Below are 17,944 nucleotides of genomic sequence, written 5' to 3'. Positions count from 1 at the left end.
GCTTCTTCTGTGACTGCTCATCTCAGGAGTGCTTCTAACACGTGCGTGCTTACGATATAGCAAGTACTTCACACTCGTGATTCGAAAGGAATGACCATGGCTGAGAAGAAGGTTGCCAACGTCATTAAGCTCCAGATTCCTGCTGGTGCCGCTAACCCCGCTCCTCCCGTCGGCCCCGCCCTGGGCGCTGCTGGCGTGAACATCATGCAGTTCTGCCAGGCCTTTAACGCCGAGACGCAGGACAAGAAGGGCGACATTATCCCCGTTGAGATCTCTGTCTACGAGGATAAGTCCTTCTCCTTCATCACCAAGACTCCGCCGGCGGCTCACCTCATCAAGAAGGAGCTGAACCTCAAGTCTGGTTCCGCTAAGCCCCAGGCCGACAAGGTTGGCCAGCTCTCTCAGGAGCAGCTCACCAAGATCGCCGAGATCAAGATGCCGGACCTCAATGCCAACGACATTGACGCCGCCAAGAAGATCATCGCCGGTACCGCCCGCTCCATGGGCGTCACCATCGCTGAGTAGCGTTTTTCTAGGTAACGACGGGTGCTCCGACCGGGGCGCCCGTTAAATGTGTGCAATAGGGCACACGATACGATGTGGGAGGGCTCACGCCCGTTTAACCACAGGAGGTAATGCACATGGCTAAGCATGGTAAGAGCTATAACGCCGCTGCCGAGAAGGTCGACCGCGCCACGCTCTACACCCCCCTTCAGGCTGCTAAGCTCATCAAGGAGCTCGACACCGCCAAGTTCGACGAGACCGTCGAGGCCCACTTCCGTCTGGGCATCGATACTCGTAAGGCTGACCAGAACATCCGTGGTTCCATCTCCCTGCCCCACGGCACCGGCAAGACCGTTCGTGTTGCCGTCTTCGCCGAGGGCGAGAAGGCCCGTGAGGCCGAGACTGCCGGTGCCGACATCATCGGTTCCGACGAGCTCGTCGCCCAGATCCAGAAGGGCGAGATCAACTTCGACGCCGCTATCGCTACGCCGAACATGATGGCCAAGGTTGGCCGCATCGGTAAGATCCTTGGTCCCCGTGGCCTCATGCCGAACCCCAAGCTCGGCACCGTGACCATGGACGTCGCCAAGATGGTCTCCGAGCTCAAGGCCGGCCGCGTTGAGTATCGCGCCGACCGTTATGGCATCTGCCACGTGCCCCTGGGCAAGAAGTCCTTCTCTGAGCAGCAGCTCGTTGAGAACTACGCTGCCCTGTACACCGAGATCCTGCGCGTCAAGCCCTCTTCTGCTAAGGGCAAGTACGTCAAGTCCATCTCTGTGTCTTCCACCATGGGCCCTGGCGTCAAGGTCGATCCCGCTGTCCAGCGTGACTTCCTGGCTGAGTAACTTCTAGTTACTGCCTGAGCAAAGCAAGCATTGCTAAAGGAACCCGGTTCTGTCTCGTGCAGGACCGGGTTCCTTGCTATTTCGGGCCAAAACCAACACGAAGGAGATAGGCGCCTTTGTGGTGGTTTTGGTTCAAAATCTCCGTTGCGCGTCGTTTTGCCTGTGTTACACTTTAGCCTAGTGTAGTGAATACCCGAGGCTGAAAGGAGCCAGACATGTTCTATAACAAACAGCAGCTCCTAGGCCTAGCGCTACTAGATTAGATAGCGCGCTAGGGTTGTAATTTCGCTATAACGATTAGTTGTACCCGGGTGCGCTATCTTCCGCCGCTTTTGGGCGTGATGAGCGACACGGGTATTATTCTATCTTGAGGCACTCCATCTCTCCTGAAAGCCATCTGTATCTTTAGCCTGTCAGGAGGAAATCATGAGCCGCAAAATCGCAATCTTTGACACAACGCTTCGTGACGGGGAGCAGTCTCCCGGCGCCAGCATGAATACCGAGGAAAAGCTCGTTATTGCACGCCAGCTGGTACGTATGAATGTCGACGTGATCGAGGCTGGATTTCCTATTTCGAGCCCCGGTGATTATCGTTCCGTACAGGAGATTGGCAAGATCGCGGGTGACCGGTGCACGGTATGCGGTCTCACCCGTGCGGTCGATAAGGATATCGAAGTGGCCGCAGAAGCCCTCAAGACGGCTCAGAGGCCCCGTATCCATACCGGTCTGGGTGTGAGCCCCAGCCATCTGCGTGACAAGCTCCATATGACCGAGGATGAGGCTATCGAGCGCGCTATTCACGCCGTAAAGCACGCTCGTAAGTTTGTCGACGATGTCGAGTTTTATGCCGAGGATGCGGGCCGCTCCGATCAGGAGTTCCTGGTCCGCATTATCGAGGCAGCGATCAAGGCCGGCGCTACGGTCGTGAATATTCCGGACACCACGGGCTATAACATGCCCTGGGAGTTTGGCGTCCGTATTCGCGATCTGCGCGAGCGCGTGGCCGGCATCGAGGACGTTACGATTTCGGTCCACACGCATAACGATCTGGGCATGGCCACAGCCCTTGCACTCGAGGCCGTCCGCAATGGCGCGACGCAGATCGAGTGCACCATCAACGGCTTGGGCGAGCGCGCGGGCAACACGGCGCTCGAGGAGGTCGTCATGGCCATGAGGATGCACGAGCAGGACCTGGATGCACATACCGATATCGTGACGACCGAGCTCACGCGCGCATCCAAGCTCGTCAGTTCAATTACTGGTATTAACGTGCAGCCCAACAAGTCCATTGTGGGCGCTAATGCGTTTGCCCACAGCTCGGGTATTCACCAGGACGGCGTGCTCAAGGCGCGTGACACCTACGAGATTATCGATCCCAAGGACGTGGGTGCAGCGGGATCCGAGATTATCCTTTCGGCACGTTCGGGCCATGCGGCACTGCGCCATCGTCTCGCCGAGCTGGGTTATACGTTTGGCGATGAGGAATTCGAGTCGATCTACCAGCGCTTCTTGGAGATTGCAGATCAAAAGAAAGAGGTCTTTGACGAGGACCTGGAGTCGATGATTCAGGAGCGCCAGCGCGAGGTCAAGGCGATCTACACCCTCGAGGCGCTCCAGGTTTCCTGCGGCGACCCGCTTATTCCTACGGCCACGGCGACCATCACGGACGAGGACGGCGCGACACGGGTGGTTTGCTCGACGGGTACCGGTCCGGTGGATGCGGCGTACAAAGCGGTTGACAAGGCCATCTCTGCCCATGGCGAGCTGACGGAGTTCAACGTTAAGGCCATTACGCGTGGTATCGACGCCATCGGCGAGGTGACGGTGCGCATCACCGCCGAGGACGGCAAGATCTACACCGGCCGCGGCGCGGATACCGACATTATCGTGAGCTCGGCCAAGGCTTACATCAACGCTATTAACCGCATGATTCAGACTAACCGTTCCAAGGCGGGCAAGTAACGATATTCGGCAGGGCAAAGCCCGCTTGAGAGGGGAATCACATGGCACGTCCCATGACCGTAGCAGAGAAGATTTTGGCGGCACACGCAGGCCTGGACGAGGTAAAGCCGGGCCAGCTGGTCGAATGCGACCTGGACATCGTGCTCGCCAACGACATTACCGCACCTATCGCGATCGATGTCTTTCGTGAGCTGGGTGCCACCGAGGTATTTGATCGCGATCGCATTTGCCTGGTGCCCGATCACTATGCGCCCAACAAGGACATCAAGAGCGCCGAGCAGACCAAGAAGATGCGAGATTTTGCGCACGAGCAGCATGTGACGCACTATTACGAGCAAGGCTGCGCGGGCATTGAGCATGCCCTGCTGCCCGAGCGCGGCGTGGTGGTCCCGGGCGATCTGATTATCGGTGCCGACTCGCATACCTGCACGTATGGCGCCTTGGGTGCGTTTTCGACCGGCGTGGGCTCAACAGACGCCGGCGTGGGTATTGCCACGGGGCGCGCATGGTTTAAGGTGCCGCCGACGATTCGCTTTGAGATTAACGGCGAGCTTGAGGACGGCGCCACCGCCAAGGACATCATCCTGCACATTATCGGCATGATCGGCGTGGACGGTGCCCTGTACCAGGCCATGGAGTTTGCCGGCAGCACCATCGAGGGCCTGTCGATGGAAGGTCGCATGACAATTTCGAACATGGCGATCGAAGCGGGCGGCAAGGCGGGCATTATCGAGGTCGATGATGTTGCCCGCGCCTGGCTCAAGGGGCGCTGCGAGCGTGATTACGTTGAGTATCACGCCGATCCAGACGCCGAGTATGCCCAGGTTATTGCCATTGACGCGGCCGACATTAAGCCGTGTGTATCGTGGCCGCATCTGCCCAGCAACACCCATCCGGTGAGCGAGAGCCGTCACATCATGATCGACCAGGCGGTAATCGGCTCGTGCACCAACGGACGTATCGAGGATATGCGTGCTGCGGCCGAAGTCATGCGCGGCCATAAGGTTGCCGACGGGGTGCGTTGCATCGTGATTCCGGCGACCCAGGCGGTCTTCCGCCAGTGCATGAAGGAGGGGTTGACCGACATTTTCCTAGATGCCAACTGTGTGTTCTCCACGCCCACGTGCGGTCCGTGCCTGGGTGGCTACATGGGCATCTTGGCGGCGGGGGAGCGTTGCGTTTCTACGACCAACCGCAACTTTGTCGGCCGTATGGGCGACCCCACGTCCGAGGTCTATCTGGCCTCGCCGGCCGTGGCGGCTGCTTCTGCCGTGGCGGGGCATATCTGTGCGCCGTCTGACCTGTAGGGGCTACGGGGTCCTTCGACCTTTGCTCGCTACTGCGGACAGTCCTGGCACTTTTTTGTTCGCCGAAGGCGAACGCTAACTTTCCATTAGCTTTTTTGTAGCCGAAACGCGAACGAGGGATTTGATATTTGCTTGCGTCGAGTTCCGCACGAGCTGGAGAGCACTTAATGTGCTCTCCGTGCGAGCAGGACTGTCCGAGTAAGTAAGTAAATATCAAATCCCCCGCATTCCATGTTTGAACGGAGAATGATATGAACTTTGAAGGTTCGGTTTTTCGATATGGTCGTGACGTTGATACTGATGTGATTATTCCTGCTCGGTATTTGAACTCGTCGGATCATGCGCACTTGGCGGCGCATGCTATGGAGGATATTGATCCCGCGTTTGCCTCTGCCGTGAGACCCGGTGACATCATTGTGGCTGAGGAGAACTTTGGTTGCGGTTCTTCGCGTGAGCATGCCCCGGTTGCCATTAAGGCTGCAGGGGTGTCGTGTGTTATTGCCAAGAGCTTCGCACGCATCTTCTATCGCAATGCCATTAACGTGGGCCTGCCCATTATGGAGTGCCCCGAAGCTGTCGATGCGATTTGTGCCGGCGATACCGTGAAGGTCGATACCGATGCGGGTGTCATCACCAACGAGCGTACTGGCGAGACTTTTACAGCTGAGCCGTTCCCGCCATTTATTGCCGAGATTATCGAGGCCGGCGGTTTGGTTGCGCGCACGCGTGCCAAGATTGTCGCGGCAAAGGCTCAGGAGGCGTAAGCGATTATGACGGTCAAGCTGGATAATCCGTTTGCAAACGGGCCGAGTAGCGAGAGCTGGAGCTGCAACGTGAAGAAGACCTATAAGATCTGCTGTCTTCCTGGTGACGGCATTGGGCCCGAGGTTATTGCCGAGGGTAAGAAGGTGCTGGCTGCCGTGGGTAAGCGCGCTGGCGTAGAGTTTGCCTTTGAGGATCACCTGATTGGTGGCGCGGCGATCGATGCGTGCGGCAATCCGCTGCCCGATGAAACCCTTGCGGCGGCAAAGGCGTCGGACGCCGTGCTGTTGGCATCCGTCGGTGGCCCAAAGTGGGATTCGACCGATCCGGCGGCCCCGCGCCCCGAGCAAGGCTTGCTGCGTATCCGCAAAGAACTCGGCCTCTATACCAACCTTCGCCCCGTAAAGATCTACGACGCACTTGCCAGCGCATCAACGCTTCGTCCCGAAGTCATCAAGGGCGTTGACATGGTACTCGTCCGCGAACTTACCGGTGGCATTTACTTTGGCAAGCACGAGCGCTTTTATGACGAGGGCGGTGCGGGCACCGACGGTGTGGCTGGCCAGCGCGCGGTTGACGTAATGGAGTACCGCGAGTACGAAGTTGAGCGCATCGCCCGCCAGGCGTTCGAGGCAGCTCGCAAGCGCCGCGGCAAGGTGACAAGCGTGGATAAGCGCAATGTATTGGAGACGAGCCGCATGTGGCGTGAGGTCGTGCATCGCGTGCATGACGAGGAGTATCCAGATGTAGAGCTTGAGGACCTGCTCGTCGACAACGCCGCCATGCAGCTCATTAACCGACCGGCCGACTTTGACGTCGTAGTTACGGAGAACATGTTCGGCGACATTCTCTCCGACGAGGCGGCGCAGATTACCGGATCGCTCGGCATGCTTGCCTCGGCTTCGCTGGGCGATGGCGTGTCGCTGTTTGAGCCGAGCGCCGGCAGCGCGCCCGACATCGCGGGGCTCGGTATCGCTAACCCGCTCGCGCAGATCCTGTCGGCGGCAATGCTGCTCACGTACGCGCTCGACATGGGTGGGCAGGCTGCTTGGATCGAAAATGCCGTGGCGCGTGTGCTTGACGAAGGCTGGCGCACCCGCGACATCGCCGACGCCAGCACCCCTGCCGATAAGATCCTCGGCACGACCCAGATGGGCGATAAGGTCATCGCCGCACTGTAGCGTCGAGATGTCCGGAACCACCACAAAGTCACCTGTCCCCTTTGTGGTGGTTACCAGGGGGTTCTGGCGGTTGAGGACTCGATTGCCTCGTGGCGCTTGAGCTCGCGTCGCATGGTTTGCGAATTGAGCCAGGCTGCCTGCCATCCACGGATGGGGTAGCGCGCCTCGTCCAGCTCAAACTGCGTATAGCCGCAGGCGTTGATAATCGTCGTCCCGCATGCGTGCTGGCGTTCGCGTTGAAAGTCGCGAACATAGCATTGGTGCACATGCCCGTGCACCATGTAGTCGGGATTCCATGTCTCGAGTGCTGTGTTAAAGCATTCGAATCCCCGATGCGGCAGATCGTCCAGATCGCCCATGCCGGCGGCGGGCGCATGGGTGAGCAAGATGTCGCAGCCGCCGACCATCCTCACTTTGCGGGACAGCTTGCGCACGCGCTTGGCCATCTCGTGCTCGGTGTACATGTTAGCGCCATCTCGGTAGCGCATGGAGCCGCCAAGCCCCGCAATGCGGACGCCGCGATACACGTACACGGTGTCTTCGACACAGATGCAGCCGCCCGGTGCATGACGCGCGTAGCGGTCATCGTGATTGCCACGCACGTAGATGAGCGGTCTGTTGATGACCGTGACCAAAAACTCAAGATAGTCCGGGTCTAGATCGCCAGCGGACAAAATTAGGTCGACACCCTCAAAGCGTTCCTTGCGAAAGCACTCCCATAGGCATCGTTCTTCGGTATCGGCTATGGCAAGGATTTTCATAGAGCACGGACCTTCGGCTCATCGTCGGGCTGCGGAATGGTGCCCACCACGTTGTCCGCCAGCCAATTCATCTCGACAATCTGCGTGCTCGGCAGTGGGGGAAAGCCCTCAATCTGCACCACGCCGTCTTGGCTATGGAGCTCGCCGCCAAATGGATTGATGGAGCCCTCGACGATGCCATTGCGGAGGAGCTGAACAAGCTTGCGCGTCTGATAGGGCAGGCCCGGAGCGTAGCGAATGTCGATAACGCCCGAGCTCATGCCATACCAGTAGTTGACGGCGCGGACCTGGCTGTCGTCACTGGTCTCGTCCCAGGTGCCATGCAGCAGACTTCGCACGATAAGCTCGTAGTATCGGCCCCAGTTCCATACCGGCATGGCGATGCCGACGACCTTGCCATCGACCAGGCGGTGGAGTCCGTAGGCCGTGGGGTCTTCGAGCGACTTTGACATGTCGGCGCCGGTCATGACGCTCACGCCTTCGCGGCACATGGCCTCGGCAAGGCCTCCGGCGGGCACATCGCCCCAGGTTAGGATAATTTGCGCACGGGGGTCGAGCAGCGAGGCGCCAATCGCAAAGGCGTTGATCTCGCTGAGTGCGCCCGAGGCGAAGACCGACGCGTGGTAACCGATGCGGTGGTTGTCTGCCATGCTGGCGGCAAGGGCGCCCAGGAGAAACTTGGCTTCGTACATCTTGCCAAAGTACGAACGGACGCTTTGGTGGGGAAGGCCGATGGAGCAGTTAAGGAACCGAACCCGGGGATATTCAACGGCAGCCCTGAGCGTGTATTCCATCAGGCGGTGCGAGGTCGAGAAGATGACGTTTGCTCCATGTTTGACAGCCGTTTCCACGGCGGCGTAGAACACGTCCGGATCGTGACAGTCCTCAAACGCCTCGGTGCGCACGATACCTCCAAAGTGCTCATCGAGATACTGACGCCCTTGGTCGTGCAGGCTGTCCCAGCTCGACGTCGCACAGGTGAATTCATGGATAAAGGCGATGCGCAGGGGGTTGGCCGCCGAATAGACGGTCTTGCCCATAAAGAAGTTGAGCATACCGGAGGTGGACTTGGCGGGCGACTCCTCCTCATCGACGTTCGGCGCTTCGACAAGATCGACCTTGTCCTCGTCACTTTTCCCGGCGATGACCAGTTCGCGCCAGATCTTGCACAGGCGGTTTACGACGATATCTGTCGGCGTATCCAGCAGGCGGTCCTGGTTGTACACATTGAGGTAGACGAGCATGGCGTCGGCGGGCGTAATGTCCAGGTGGTCGCCGCCCGCGCGAAGGTAGGCGCGCTTAAAGAGTAGGAAGGTGTGGCGCAGGTAATCGACCTTTTTTTGGGGCCATTTTTCGATAAGGTTCTGACCGAGCATCTTGGCGAGCGTTTCGTAGCTTCCTTCGCGCGAGAACTCGATCTCGTATAGGGGGCAGACACGCCAAAACGCGCAGAACTCGCCGTACAGGCGACTTTCGACGGAATCCCATTTGCCGGGGTAGAGGCGGGTGACCTTGGCCGAAACCGTCGGGGCGTCCAGGAATTTGAGGACGCTGACGCGCTTGTTGCCCTCCTGGACATAGAACCTATGCATGAACTCGGTGACGATGATGGGGTCGCGATAGCCCTCGGTTACCTGAATGTCGTAGAGGTTGGACCACTTGCGGGCGAACTCGGTGCTAAACGGCAGCAGGGGCATAAAGTTGCATGAAAAGGCGGACTGACGGCCCTTGGTAACCGTGCCGACAACCATTTCGAGCGGAATATCCCGCAGGCCGACATTCTCTCGCTGACCTAGGGGGAGCTGGGCAACCAAACTGTCGAGGTCCGTAAGGTATGGATGCTCGCTTTGGCTAATGGCGCGTCGACGTCCTTGCTCGCCGCGCTTGCGTGCTTGACGGTAGGCCTCTTCCATAGTTTGCTCCCTTAGTCGTTTAAACAACTGTATGAACTATGGTACCACGAATGAAAACCTCCCATTTCCCGATGTCCAAGAAATGGGAGGCAGTTCACTGTCCCCTTTGTGGTGCTTTAGGCGATGATGGGAGCGATAGCGCGGATGCAGGCGTCGGCAGCGGTGAGTGTGGTGCTGTCGTCACTGACGATAAAGATGATCTTGCCCTTGATGCCAAAGTCGCCGATTTCGCTAAAGAGCACGTAGGGCTCCTGGTCAAAGCCCGAGATGGGAAGCACGGCGGCCTTGGTGGCGCTGGTCAGCTCGTCTGCCAGCGCGTCAAGGGAAGCCCATTTAGACGTGTCCTTTACGGCAACGGGCACGGCCACGCGCCCAAAGGGCATCAGATGCACGAGCGTGTCCTTGGAGATGTTGGAGTTGGGCACAATGATGGTCTGCCCGTAGGCATCCTCGATGGTCGTGTGGCGCCAGGTGATGTCCTGTACCACGCCCGACACGCCGCCGACCTCGATATTGTCGCCGGGCTTGATGATGCCCATAAAGGTCACCTGCATGCCGCCGATAAGGTTCGACAGCGTGTCCTGAAAGCCGAGCGAGATGGCAATGCCGCCGACGCCAAGAGCGGCGACGAGCGCGTTTGCGTTAATGCCAAAGCAGTTGTCGAGGATAAAGCTGCCGCCAATCATCCAGATGACGGCGCGCGCAATGTTGATGAAGATACTCGATGCCGGAAGCGGGTTATCGTCGCGGTTGAGCAGGTGACGCAGCGTCTTGGAAACGACTTTGGCGGCAACGGCGGTGCCTATCGCCAAGATACCAGCCCAGATGATGTTGTGGACCCACCGCTGCTCAAAGAAATGAAGAATCGGCTCAAACAATTCCATGTAGGGAAAACCTCCTCAAGATCGTTCAACCATGATACCCACCAAAAAGCCCGTCCGATCACATCGGACGGGCTTTTGCGCTCGATATAAGGTTTGTATGGCGGGGCTGCAAGGCCCGGCGGTGTAGCTTAGCGGCGGCGCTTCCAGATAATGCCGACCATGATGACGATGATGCCGCCGATGAGGCATGCACCGACCACGGTCAGCGTACGGTCTCCCGTTGCGGCAAGCTTACCGGCCGTCTTCTTGGTGGTGATCTGCGTGGTCGTCGTGCCGGGGTTGGATGAGGGCTCAGGCGTTGGGGTCGGATGGGGTGCGGGGCTCTCGGCGGAGCCAAAGCTGATGGTGCCCGCGAGCGAGGCCATCTTGTTCTCCCAGTCGTCCTGCCCGATCAGTGCCCTCAGCGCTGCCTCGCACGTACTCCACTCGGCGCACTTCTTAGCTTTTGCAAAGGTGGGAAAGTCGGTCGTGTTGGTAATGATGTAGTTGTTGGTGGCGACGGCGTAGTTCTTGGCGGGGTCGAGCGCGCTGCCATCCTTGGTGAGTGTGGCGCTCACAATGCGCTTGCCTTCGGGCTGCGTCCAATCAATCGTCACGTTAATGCCGCCAAAGGAGAGAACGCTGCCAGAGTCATCGCGCCACTTGTACTTGTCTTGCGCCTCCTGCTCGGTATGGCCGGCTGCCACGTAGGCTTGCTGAAGCTCGTAGCTGTGATTGCAATCGTCGCTGATCTGCAGTGAGTGCTCAAGCGCTGCGAGGAAGTTTGCACCGGTCATGGTCCAGGTCTCCACGGTGTTGCCATAAGGCGAGATGGCGATGACGTCGCCGGCGGTCACATCGCCCGCCGCGATGCCGCCGCGGATGCCGCCCGCGTTTTCGATGGCGAGGTCTGCCCCCGTCAGGGCAAGATAAGAGCCGCAGATCACATGCCCGATGGTCTGGGCCTTGGTGGTGTCGCTCGCTTTGCTGGGACGCAAATCGGTGGTGCGCACCATCTCCCAGCCATGCGTACCCGCGGCGTCTTCGCCGTAGAAATAGTCAGTGGCGGATGTGCCGATCACTTTGTTCGACTCGATTTTAAAGGCGTCGTCGAGTGGCTTGATTTTGTTATTGCGAACCTCATCGAGTTGACTCTGGTAGAAGGCACCCTTGTCGGGGTCTGCCAAAAGGTCGTTGACGTTCTTGGCGGTGTAGAGCTTCTCGTCGCTGTCGTCTGCGGGGATCGTGACCGTGTCATCGTCGGTCGTCACGGTGCCATTCGTGTCGTACTTGTACGGAATGGAAAGCAGGCCGACCTCGGCAAAGGCGCTGCCCGCCTCGACGACGCGGACCGGCTTGCCGTCGGCCCCCGTCACGTTTTCGTCTAAGTTGATGTGCTCGTGGCCCGCGACCAGTGCATCGACCCCAACGAGCTTTGCAGCAAAGGCCTTGGCGTTGAGCGTGTGCGCGATGCAGACGATAACGTTGCAGCCCTCATCCTCGCGCAGTCGCTTAGCCTCGGCATTGATGGCGGCTGCCGCATCCGAGAACGACGTGTCCTGGACAAGGCCTTCGCGCAGTGAGAATCCCAGCGACTCATCCATGGCACCCACGACGCCGACCTTGATTTTGTAGTCGAATGTGGAGTGGTCTTCGCTGTCCTCCCAGGTACGGTCGAGCGTCTTGGTGATGCTCGAGCTCCATACGCCGCTCGTAGACTTCGCGTTTGCGCAGAGCATGGCGAAGGGCGTGCCGGTGGTGCTGTAGCCGGTCATGGTGCGGAGCTTGTCCGCGCCGTAGCTCCAGTCGTGGTTGCCCGGCGTGGTCGCGTCGTAGCCGTTCGCATAAAAGGTGTCCATGAGCTCGGCGATGCTTTTGCCCTCGCTCATAGTGGCGAAGGATTGCCCGTGGAAGGTATCGCCCGCATCGAGCAAAAGATCGGGGGCACTGCCTTGAGCGCTATAGAGAACTGCCAGTCCGTCAAAGCCGACAGTGCCGGTACCCTTGCTTGCGTTGTAGCTGTACTTGTAGCTGCCGTGGATATCATTGGTGTGCATGACGGCCACGGAGCCGTCAATAGCGGCGGGCAGGTTCCCCGCGAAAGCGAGGCTTGGGATGCCTATGAGCGCGCCGGCAAACAACGCGGCAGCTAACGCAAGGCGGGGGAGTCTTTTCATGGCGGTCTCCTTACTCTTTAACAAAAACCGCCGCAAAGTGTCTGTCCCTTTGCGGCGGTTTTGACGTCTGCGCAGATAAAATCTGCCAAAATAAACCTGTCCCTTTTTGGTGGGTTTAGCTCAGCAGCATGCGGTCGTTGGCGAGCTCGCCGCCCGAGACCTCCTCGAACTTCTGAAGCAAGTCGGCCACGGTGAGCGATTTCTTCTCATCGCCCGCCACGTCGTAGATTACGTGGCCCTCGTGCATCATGATCAGGCGATTGCCCAGACGGATAGCGTCGTTCATGTTATGCGTGACCATGAGCGTGGTCAGGTGGTTCTCGTCGACGATCTCCTCGGTCAGATTGAGCACCTTAGAGGCCGTCTTGGGGTCGAGTGCCGCGGTATGCTCGTCGAGCAGCAGCAGGCGCGGCTTGGTGAGCGTGGCCATGAGCAGGGTGAGTGCCTGGCGCTGGCCGCCCGAGAGCAGGCCGACCTTGGCGTTGAGGCGCGTGTCCAGACCAAGGTCCAGGCGTTTGAGCAGCTTGACGTACTCGTCCTTCTCGGCCTTGGTGACGCCCCACGAAAGGCCGCGACGCTGGCCGCGACGCTTGGCGAGTGCCAGGTTCTCGGCAATTTGCATGTCGGCTGCGGTGCCGCGCATGGGGTCCTGGAACACGCGGCCCAGGTACTTGGCACGCTGCGACTCGCTCAGACGCGAGATGTCGGTGCCGTCGAGCTCGATAACGCCCGAATCGAGCGGATACACGCCGGCGATCATGTTGAGCAGCGTGGACTTGCCGGCGCCGTTGCCGCCAATCACGGTTACAAAGTCACCGTCGTTGAGGGTAAGGTCGACGCCGGTAAGAGCGCGCTTTTCGGTGACGGTGCCCTTGTTAAAGGTCTTCTTGACGTGCGAGAGCTTAAGCATCTGCCTCATCCCCCTTCGTGTAGGAGCTGCGGAGCTTATAGCGCTCCCAAACCACGGGCACGCATAGGGCCACGGCGACAATCACGGCGGAGAGCAGCTTCATGTCGTTGGCGTCCATGCCCAGCTGCAGCACGATGGCGCGGATGAGGAAGTACACTACGGAGCCAAAGACGGCGGAGGCAAGACGGACGCTAAACTGCGTGAGACCGCCGGGCAGCAGGCGGCCGAGCACCTCGCCGATAACAATGGCGGCAAGACCGATAACGATGGCGCCGGTGCCCATGCCAATGTCGGCGTACTTCTGGCTCTGGCAGATGAGCGCGCCCGAAAGGCCAATGAGGGCGTTGGAGAGCACGAGGGCGATCATCTTAGTGGAGTTGGTGTTGACGCCCAGGGCACGGATCATGTACTCGTTGTTGCCGGTGGCGCGCAGCGCCGAGCCGATCTCGGTGCCAAAGAACCAATACAGGATGGCAACGATAGCCACGGCGAGCAAGATGCCCAGGATGATGGCAACGGTGGACTGCGGCAGGCCCGTCATATTGCTGACGGCCGAGAACACGGTGCCCTTGGCAAGGATGGGCGTGTTGGATTTGCCCATGATGCGCAGGTTGATGGACCACAGGCTGATCTGGGTGAGGATTCCGGCGAGGATCGCGGGAATCTCAAAGACGGTGGTCAGAATGCCCGTGACCGCGCCCGCAATGGCACCGGCGCACATGCCGGCCAAAACGGCGAGCAACGGGTCGACATTGTTGCTGACGATGAGCACGGCGCAGACGCAGCCGCCGAGGGCAAAGCTGCCGTCGCAGGTCATATCGGGGATGTCGAGCAGGCGGAACGTGATAAACACGCCAAGCACCATAATGCCCCAGAGGACACCCTGCGAAACGGCGCCCTGCAATGCAATGAGCATGCTTCATACCTCCTAGGATAGGGTGGACACGTGATTTTCCATAATAGCGGTACCAATGCATAAAAGAGCAGCGGACGGACATTTTGTTTTACCAAAAACAAGCAGGGCGAACGCCGGTCTTTAGCGTTCGCCCCAATGACTCAGATATTGAATAACACAGCTATGGCGCAAGCGCGTGCCTAGCTGCGTTACCGCGCATGGCGCTACTCGTCTAGAGCGGAAAGGTCGATACCCAGGGCCTCGGCCATCTCGTCGTTCTTGACGACGACCAGATCCTTGCTTGGGAGGTGCTTGATCGGCATATCCTCGGGCTTGGCCTCGCCCTTCAGAATCTTAACGGCCATCTCGCCCGCGGCGTAGCCCAGGTCCTCATAGTTGATGGAAAGGGTGAACACGCCGCCGGCCATGCACATGCCCTCCTCGCCGGTCACAAAGGGAAGCTTGTTCTCCTTGCAGATCTGACCGACCTGCGAAGCGCCCGCGGCGATGGTGTTGTCAGTGGGGGAGTAGAGCGCGTCGACCTTGCCCACGGCAGACTCGACGACGGACTGGATCTCGTTGGAGCTCGAGACGGTGAAATCGGTGTACTCCAGGCCCAGCTTGTCGAGTTCCTTCTTGGCGGCCTTGATCTGGACGTCGGAGTTGGACTCGGCGGTGCAGTAGAGCAGACCGACCTTTTTAACGTCGGGCAGGACCTTCTGCATCATCTCGAGCTGCTCGGCGACCGGGGTGAGGTCGGAGGCGCCGGTGACGTTGGTGCCGGGCTTGTCGTTGTCCTGGACCAGGCCGGAGGCGGCGTAGTCGGTGATGGCGCAGCCCACGATGGGGATATCGGCCGTGGCGCCGGCGGCAGCCTGTGCGGCAGGCGTGGCGATGGCGTAGATCAAGTTGACGTTGTCGCCCACAAACTTGTCGGCGATGGACTTACACGTGGACTGGTCGTTCTGGGCGTTCTTCTGGTCGATCTTGACCTTGAGTCCGCTCTTCTTGATGGCCTTGACAAAGCCGTCGTTGGCGGCGTCGAGCGCGGAGTGCTCAGTGAGCTGCAGAACGCCGATGGTGTAGTCGGAACCGGCGGCTGCAGAGCCGGAACCAGAGTTGCCGCCGCATCCGGCGAGCGGGGCCAGTGCGAGCAGGCCGGCGGAGACCAGAAGGCTCCTGCGGCTGATGGTGATGTCGTTCATGTCATTACCCCCAGTATAGAAATTGCTGGAAACACTGCACTCAAACAAAGTGAAGTGGGTCTATAGTAGCGCCGATGCCCATTTTTTCAACAACCTGTCGGGTTTTTTAATACTGAACCGGATGGACGGCGGGGGATTCGGCGGGCAACGGCAAGACTTAGGCGGCGGGCGCGGGCCGCTCCCCCTCGTCCAGCGCGGCAAAGAGCTTCTTGCCGTCGAGCAGGCGCGTGCTAACGTTTCTCATGCGGCTGACCTCGACGGTGCGTAGGGTGTCGTCGGAGCCGTGCCCGTCGACGACCGTTCCCAGCAGATACGAGACGCCGTCTCGCTGTTTGATGGCAAAAGGCCGAACGGTCATCCTCGTCACTTCGATCTTGTCATGTGTCGTGACGCTTGAAATGTCAAAGCTCACCGTGGTTCCGTGGTCGATGGCCCGCTCGATGAGCTCGCAGGTATCGATGCGTTTGGCGGGCGGTCGCGTGGTCTTGACGGGTTTGCCTTCTGCGCTTGGTGTCGGCTCGGACGTATCGAGGTAGCCGCGAACGTCGGCGCTTGCCATGGCGACCAGATGGCGCGCTATGCTTTTTCTGGTCGCGATGGGTGTGGAGCGGTTGCGCATGACCATGCCATGGAGTCGAATGATTTCCTCGTCGGAGAGCGGTCGGGTGAGAAGTCGGTAACCCGCGCCGCGCTTGTACTCAATCTCGTATCCGGCATGTCGCAGGGCGGAAATCGCGGTATGGATACTGCGCCGCGCTGCCGAGATGGGCATGCGAGCGGGGTCGTTGGGATGGGCGAGACGCTCGATCAGCTCATCGGGAGGAAGCGCTTTGTCCTCACCGGTATGCTCGCTTAAGAGTTGCAGGATGCGCACAGCGCGATAGGCTGCCATGGAAGCAGCACCCCTGGTCGTGGCCTCATAGTTCTCAACAGCGGGTTTGGCCATTGCGTTCACGTCCTTTCCGTTTTTGGGTGATGATGCTACGGAGCCTAGGACACGGGGTTTGCTTAGGGGCGCAGGGCGCTCTGGGTGGTCGGTAGTCGTCGGCAAGCGGCGGGTCGAGTTTTCAACAGCCCTGCTCAGCTGACCAAAAGCTTGACAAAAGCCTGACGGATGCTGTTGAAAAAAGCGCCCCTCGGCTTGCCGAGAGGCGCTGGTGCGACACGCTGTAACGCGCGGGACGGAGTTGTGGCGATTAGAAATCGGCGTTGCCCACGGTGCGGGGGTGCGGAAGGACGTCGCGGATGTTGCCCACACCCGTCAGGTACATGACCAAACGCTCGAAGCCCAGGCCGTAGCCGGCGTGTTTGCAGGAACCGTAGCGGCGCAGGTCAAGGTAGTACTTGTACTGCTCGGGGGCCATGCCCAGGTCCTTGATGCGGGCCTCGAGAAGATCCAGGCGCTCCTCGCGCTGGGAGCCGCCGATAATCTCGCCGATACCGGGAACCAGGCAGTCGGCGGCGGCGACGGTCTTGCCGTCGTCGTTCATGCGCATGTAGAAGGCCTTGATCTCGGCCGGGTAGTCGGTCACGAAGGTCGGGCGCTTAAAGTGCTCCTCGGTCAGGAAGCGCTCGTGCTCGGTCTGCAGGTCAATGCCCCAGCTGACAGGATAGTCAAACTTGTGACCGGCGGCGACGGCCTGCTCCAGGATCTCGACGGCCTCGGTGTAGGTGACGCGGGCAAAGTCGGAGTTTGCAACGTGGTTCAGGCGCTCGATCAGGCCCTTGTCCACAAACTTGTTGAGCATGTTGAGCTCGTCGGGGCAAGTGGCCATAACGTCCTTAAGAACGTACTTGAGCATGGCCTCGGCGTTATCCATGTAGTCGTTCAGGTCGGCAAAGGCCATCTCGGGCTCAATCATCCAAAACTCGGCGGCGTGGCGCGTGGTGTTGGAGTTTTCGGCGCGGAAGGTGGGGCCAAAGGTGTACACGTCGCCAAAGGCCATGGCAAAGTTCTCGGCATTGAGCTGGCCGGACACGGTAAGGCTTGCGTGCTTGCCAAAGAAGTCCTGGCTCCAGTCGACCTCTCCGGACTCGGTGAGAGGCGGATTTTTGGGGTCGAGCGTGGTCACGCGGAACATCTCGCCGGCGCCCTCGCAGTCACTCGTGGTGATGATGGGGGTGTTGACGTAGACAAAGCCCTGCTCCTGGAAGAAGCGGTGGATGGCGGCAGCCGCGACAGAGCGGATGCGGAACACGGCGCGGAACAGGTTGGTGCGCGGGCGCAGGTGCTGCTGGGTACGCAGGAACTCGACGGTTGCGCGCTTCTTCTGCAGCGGGTAGTCCGGGGCGCTCGTGCCCTCTACCTCGATGGAGGTGGCAGAAAGCTCGAAAGGCTGGGGCGCATCGGGGGTCAGCTTGACGGTGCCGGTGCAAATGAGTGCAGCCGAGACGTTTTGGTGGGCGATCTCGTCGTAGTTGCCGAGCGTCTCGCGGTTCATGACGACCTGCAGGTCGCGGAAGCAGCTGCCGTCGTTGAGCGTGACGAAGCCAAAGTTCTTCATGTCGCGGACGGACTTGACCCAGCCGGCGACAGTGACGGTCTTGCCGCCGAGCGACTCGGCATCGGCATAGAGCTGCGCGATTTTGGTGCGGTTCACGTATCCTCCCATAACGGTTGAATGATAGTTATCCATACAGTTCGATATTCTAGCAGCTC

At 59.6% G+C, this 17,944-nt stretch carries 15 protein-coding genes; 6 read left to right on the top strand and 9 right to left on the bottom strand.

The genetic code is table 11. The annotated features are described in order from the left end of the window. The first annotated feature begins 96 nt into the window (after positions 1-96). The 6 genes from rplK to leuB all read left to right on the top strand — a co-directional run bounded on the left by rplK (position 97) and on the right by leuB (position 6,561). Positions 97-525 carry a 50S ribosomal protein L11 gene (rplK, locus tag ACTM86_RS01470; RefSeq protein ID WP_022093893.1) on the top strand — a complete coding sequence of 143 codons (429 nt, stop codon included), beginning with the start codon at positions 97-99 and terminating at the stop codon, positions 523-525. A gap of 116 nt (positions 526-641) precedes the next feature. Then, positions 642-1,349 carry a 50S ribosomal protein L1 gene (rplA, locus tag ACTM86_RS01465; RefSeq protein ID WP_441015096.1) on the top strand — a complete coding sequence of 236 codons (708 nt, stop codon included), beginning with the start codon at positions 642-644 and terminating at the stop codon, positions 1,347-1,349. Positions 1,350-1,775: 426 nt separating this feature from the next. Next, positions 1,776-3,311, top strand: a complete 1,536-nt coding sequence (locus ACTM86_RS01460; protein WP_441015094.1) for a 2-isopropylmalate synthase — start codon at positions 1,776-1,778, stop codon at positions 3,309-3,311. Between the two features lie 41 nt (positions 3,312-3,352). Further along, entirely contained in the window at positions 3,353-4,618 is a 1,266-nt protein-coding gene (gene leuC / locus ACTM86_RS01455) for a 3-isopropylmalate dehydratase large subunit (protein ID WP_441015092.1), read from the top strand. A 251-nt stretch (positions 4,619-4,869) separates the two neighbouring features. Beyond that, positions 4,870-5,382, top strand: a complete 513-nt coding sequence (locus ACTM86_RS01450; protein ID WP_427727054.1) for a 3-isopropylmalate dehydratase small subunit — start codon at positions 4,870-4,872, stop codon at positions 5,380-5,382. Between the two features lie 6 nt (positions 5,383-5,388). Beyond that, complete coding sequence (leuB, locus tag ACTM86_RS01445) at positions 5,389-6,561, top strand: 3-isopropylmalate dehydrogenase (protein WP_441015090.1); 1,173 nt, start codon at positions 5,389-5,391, stop codon at positions 6,559-6,561. Positions 6,562-6,611: 50 nt separating this feature from the next. Here the strand turns inward: leuB and ACTM86_RS01440 are convergent, their stop codons facing one another. From ACTM86_RS01440 to asnS, 9 genes are all read right to left on the bottom strand, one after another. Continuing rightward, complete coding sequence (locus ACTM86_RS01440; protein ID WP_441015088.1) at positions 6,612-7,322, bottom strand: metallophosphoesterase family protein; 711 nt, start codon at positions 7,320-7,322, stop codon at positions 6,612-6,614. Further along, a complete protein-coding gene (locus ACTM86_RS01435) occupies positions 7,319-9,235 on the bottom strand; it encodes a BMP family ABC transporter substrate-binding protein (RefSeq protein WP_441015086.1) in 1,917 nt (638 codons plus the stop codon). The genes ACTM86_RS01440 and ACTM86_RS01435 overlap by 4 nt, the downstream gene beginning before the upstream one ends. A 116-nt stretch (positions 9,236-9,351) precedes the next feature. Then, complete coding sequence (locus ACTM86_RS01430) at positions 9,352-10,119, bottom strand: mechanosensitive ion channel family protein (protein WP_427718391.1); 768 nt, start codon at positions 10,117-10,119, stop codon at positions 9,352-9,354. Positions 10,120-10,247: 128 nt separating this feature from the next. Continuing rightward, positions 10,248-12,275, bottom strand: coding sequence for a bifunctional metallophosphatase/5'-nucleotidase (locus ACTM86_RS01425; protein ID WP_441015084.1), 2,028 nt, complete (start codon positions 12,273-12,275; stop codon positions 10,248-10,250). 115 nt (positions 12,276-12,390) lie between these two features. Next, a complete protein-coding gene (locus ACTM86_RS01420) occupies positions 12,391-13,185 on the bottom strand; it encodes an ABC transporter ATP-binding protein (protein WP_117839998.1) in 795 nt (264 codons plus the stop codon). Further along, on the bottom strand, positions 13,178-14,101 hold the full coding sequence (locus tag ACTM86_RS01415; protein ID WP_427793564.1) for an ABC transporter permease: 924 nt from the start codon (positions 14,099-14,101) through the stop codon (positions 13,178-13,180). Before ACTM86_RS01415 ends, ACTM86_RS01420 begins: the two co-directional genes overlap by 8 nt. Positions 14,102-14,304: 203 nt before the next feature. Beyond that, on the bottom strand, positions 14,305-15,285 hold the full coding sequence (locus tag ACTM86_RS01410; protein WP_441015082.1) for an ABC transporter substrate-binding protein: 981 nt from the start codon (positions 15,283-15,285) through the stop codon (positions 14,305-14,307). Positions 15,286-15,442: 157 nt separating this feature from the next. Next, positions 15,443-16,231, bottom strand: a complete 789-nt coding sequence (locus ACTM86_RS01405) for a hypothetical protein (RefSeq protein WP_441015080.1) — start codon at positions 16,229-16,231, stop codon at positions 15,443-15,445. A gap of 250 nt (positions 16,232-16,481) precedes the next feature. Beyond that, on the bottom strand, positions 16,482-17,885 hold the full coding sequence (asnS, locus tag ACTM86_RS01400; protein ID WP_427796158.1) for an asparagine--tRNA ligase: 1,404 nt from the start codon (positions 17,883-17,885) through the stop codon (positions 16,482-16,484). Positions 17,886-17,944: the final 59 nt, after the last annotated feature.

It is taken from the genome of Collinsella sp. HCP3S3_E11, assembly GCF_052067375.1.
In the GTDB taxonomy this organism is placed as follows: domain Bacteria; phylum Actinomycetota; class Coriobacteriia; order Coriobacteriales; family Coriobacteriaceae; genus Collinsella.
The sequence above is the reverse complement of the archived record's forward strand: the minus strand, read 5'-3'. Positions and strand labels throughout refer to the sequence as shown.

Coding starts and splice junctions, on each gene's coding strand:
- rplK (WP_022093893.1), top strand. CDS start 97: ATGGCTGAGAAGAAGGTTGCCAACGTCATTAAGCTCCAGATTCCTGCT.
- rplA (WP_441015096.1), top strand. CDS start 642: ATGGCTAAGCATGGTAAGAGCTATAACGCCGCTGCCGAGAAGGTCGAC.
- ACTM86_RS01460 (WP_441015094.1), top strand. CDS start 1,776: ATGAGCCGCAAAATCGCAATCTTTGACACAACGCTTCGTGACGGGGAG.
- leuC (WP_441015092.1), top strand. CDS start 3,353: ATGGCACGTCCCATGACCGTAGCAGAGAAGATTTTGGCGGCACACGCA.
- ACTM86_RS01450 (WP_427727054.1), top strand. CDS start 4,870: ATGAACTTTGAAGGTTCGGTTTTTCGATATGGTCGTGACGTTGATACT.
- leuB (WP_441015090.1), top strand. CDS start 5,389: ATGACGGTCAAGCTGGATAATCCGTTTGCAAACGGGCCGAGTAGCGAG.
- ACTM86_RS01440 (WP_441015088.1), bottom strand. CDS start 7,322: ATGAAAATCCTTGCCATAGCCGATACCGAAGAACGATGCCTATGGGAG.
- ACTM86_RS01435 (WP_441015086.1), bottom strand. CDS start 9,235: ATGGAAGAGGCCTACCGTCAAGCACGCAAGCGCGGCGAGCAAGGACGT.
- ACTM86_RS01430 (WP_427718391.1), bottom strand. CDS start 10,119: ATGGAATTGTTTGAGCCGATTCTTCATTTCTTTGAGCAGCGGTGGGTC.
- ACTM86_RS01425 (WP_441015084.1), bottom strand. CDS start 12,275: ATGAAAAGACTCCCCCGCCTTGCGTTAGCTGCCGCGTTGTTTGCCGGC.
- ACTM86_RS01420 (WP_117839998.1), bottom strand. CDS start 13,185: ATGCTTAAGCTCTCGCACGTCAAGAAGACCTTTAACAAGGGCACCGTC.
- ACTM86_RS01415 (WP_427793564.1), bottom strand. CDS start 14,101: ATGCTCATTGCATTGCAGGGCGCCGTTTCGCAGGGTGTCCTCTGGGGC.
- ACTM86_RS01410 (WP_441015082.1), bottom strand. CDS start 15,285: ATGAACGACATCACCATCAGCCGCAGGAGCCTTCTGGTCTCCGCCGGC.
- ACTM86_RS01405 (WP_441015080.1), bottom strand. CDS start 16,231: ATGGCCAAACCCGCTGTTGAGAACTATGAGGCCACGACCAGGGGTGCT.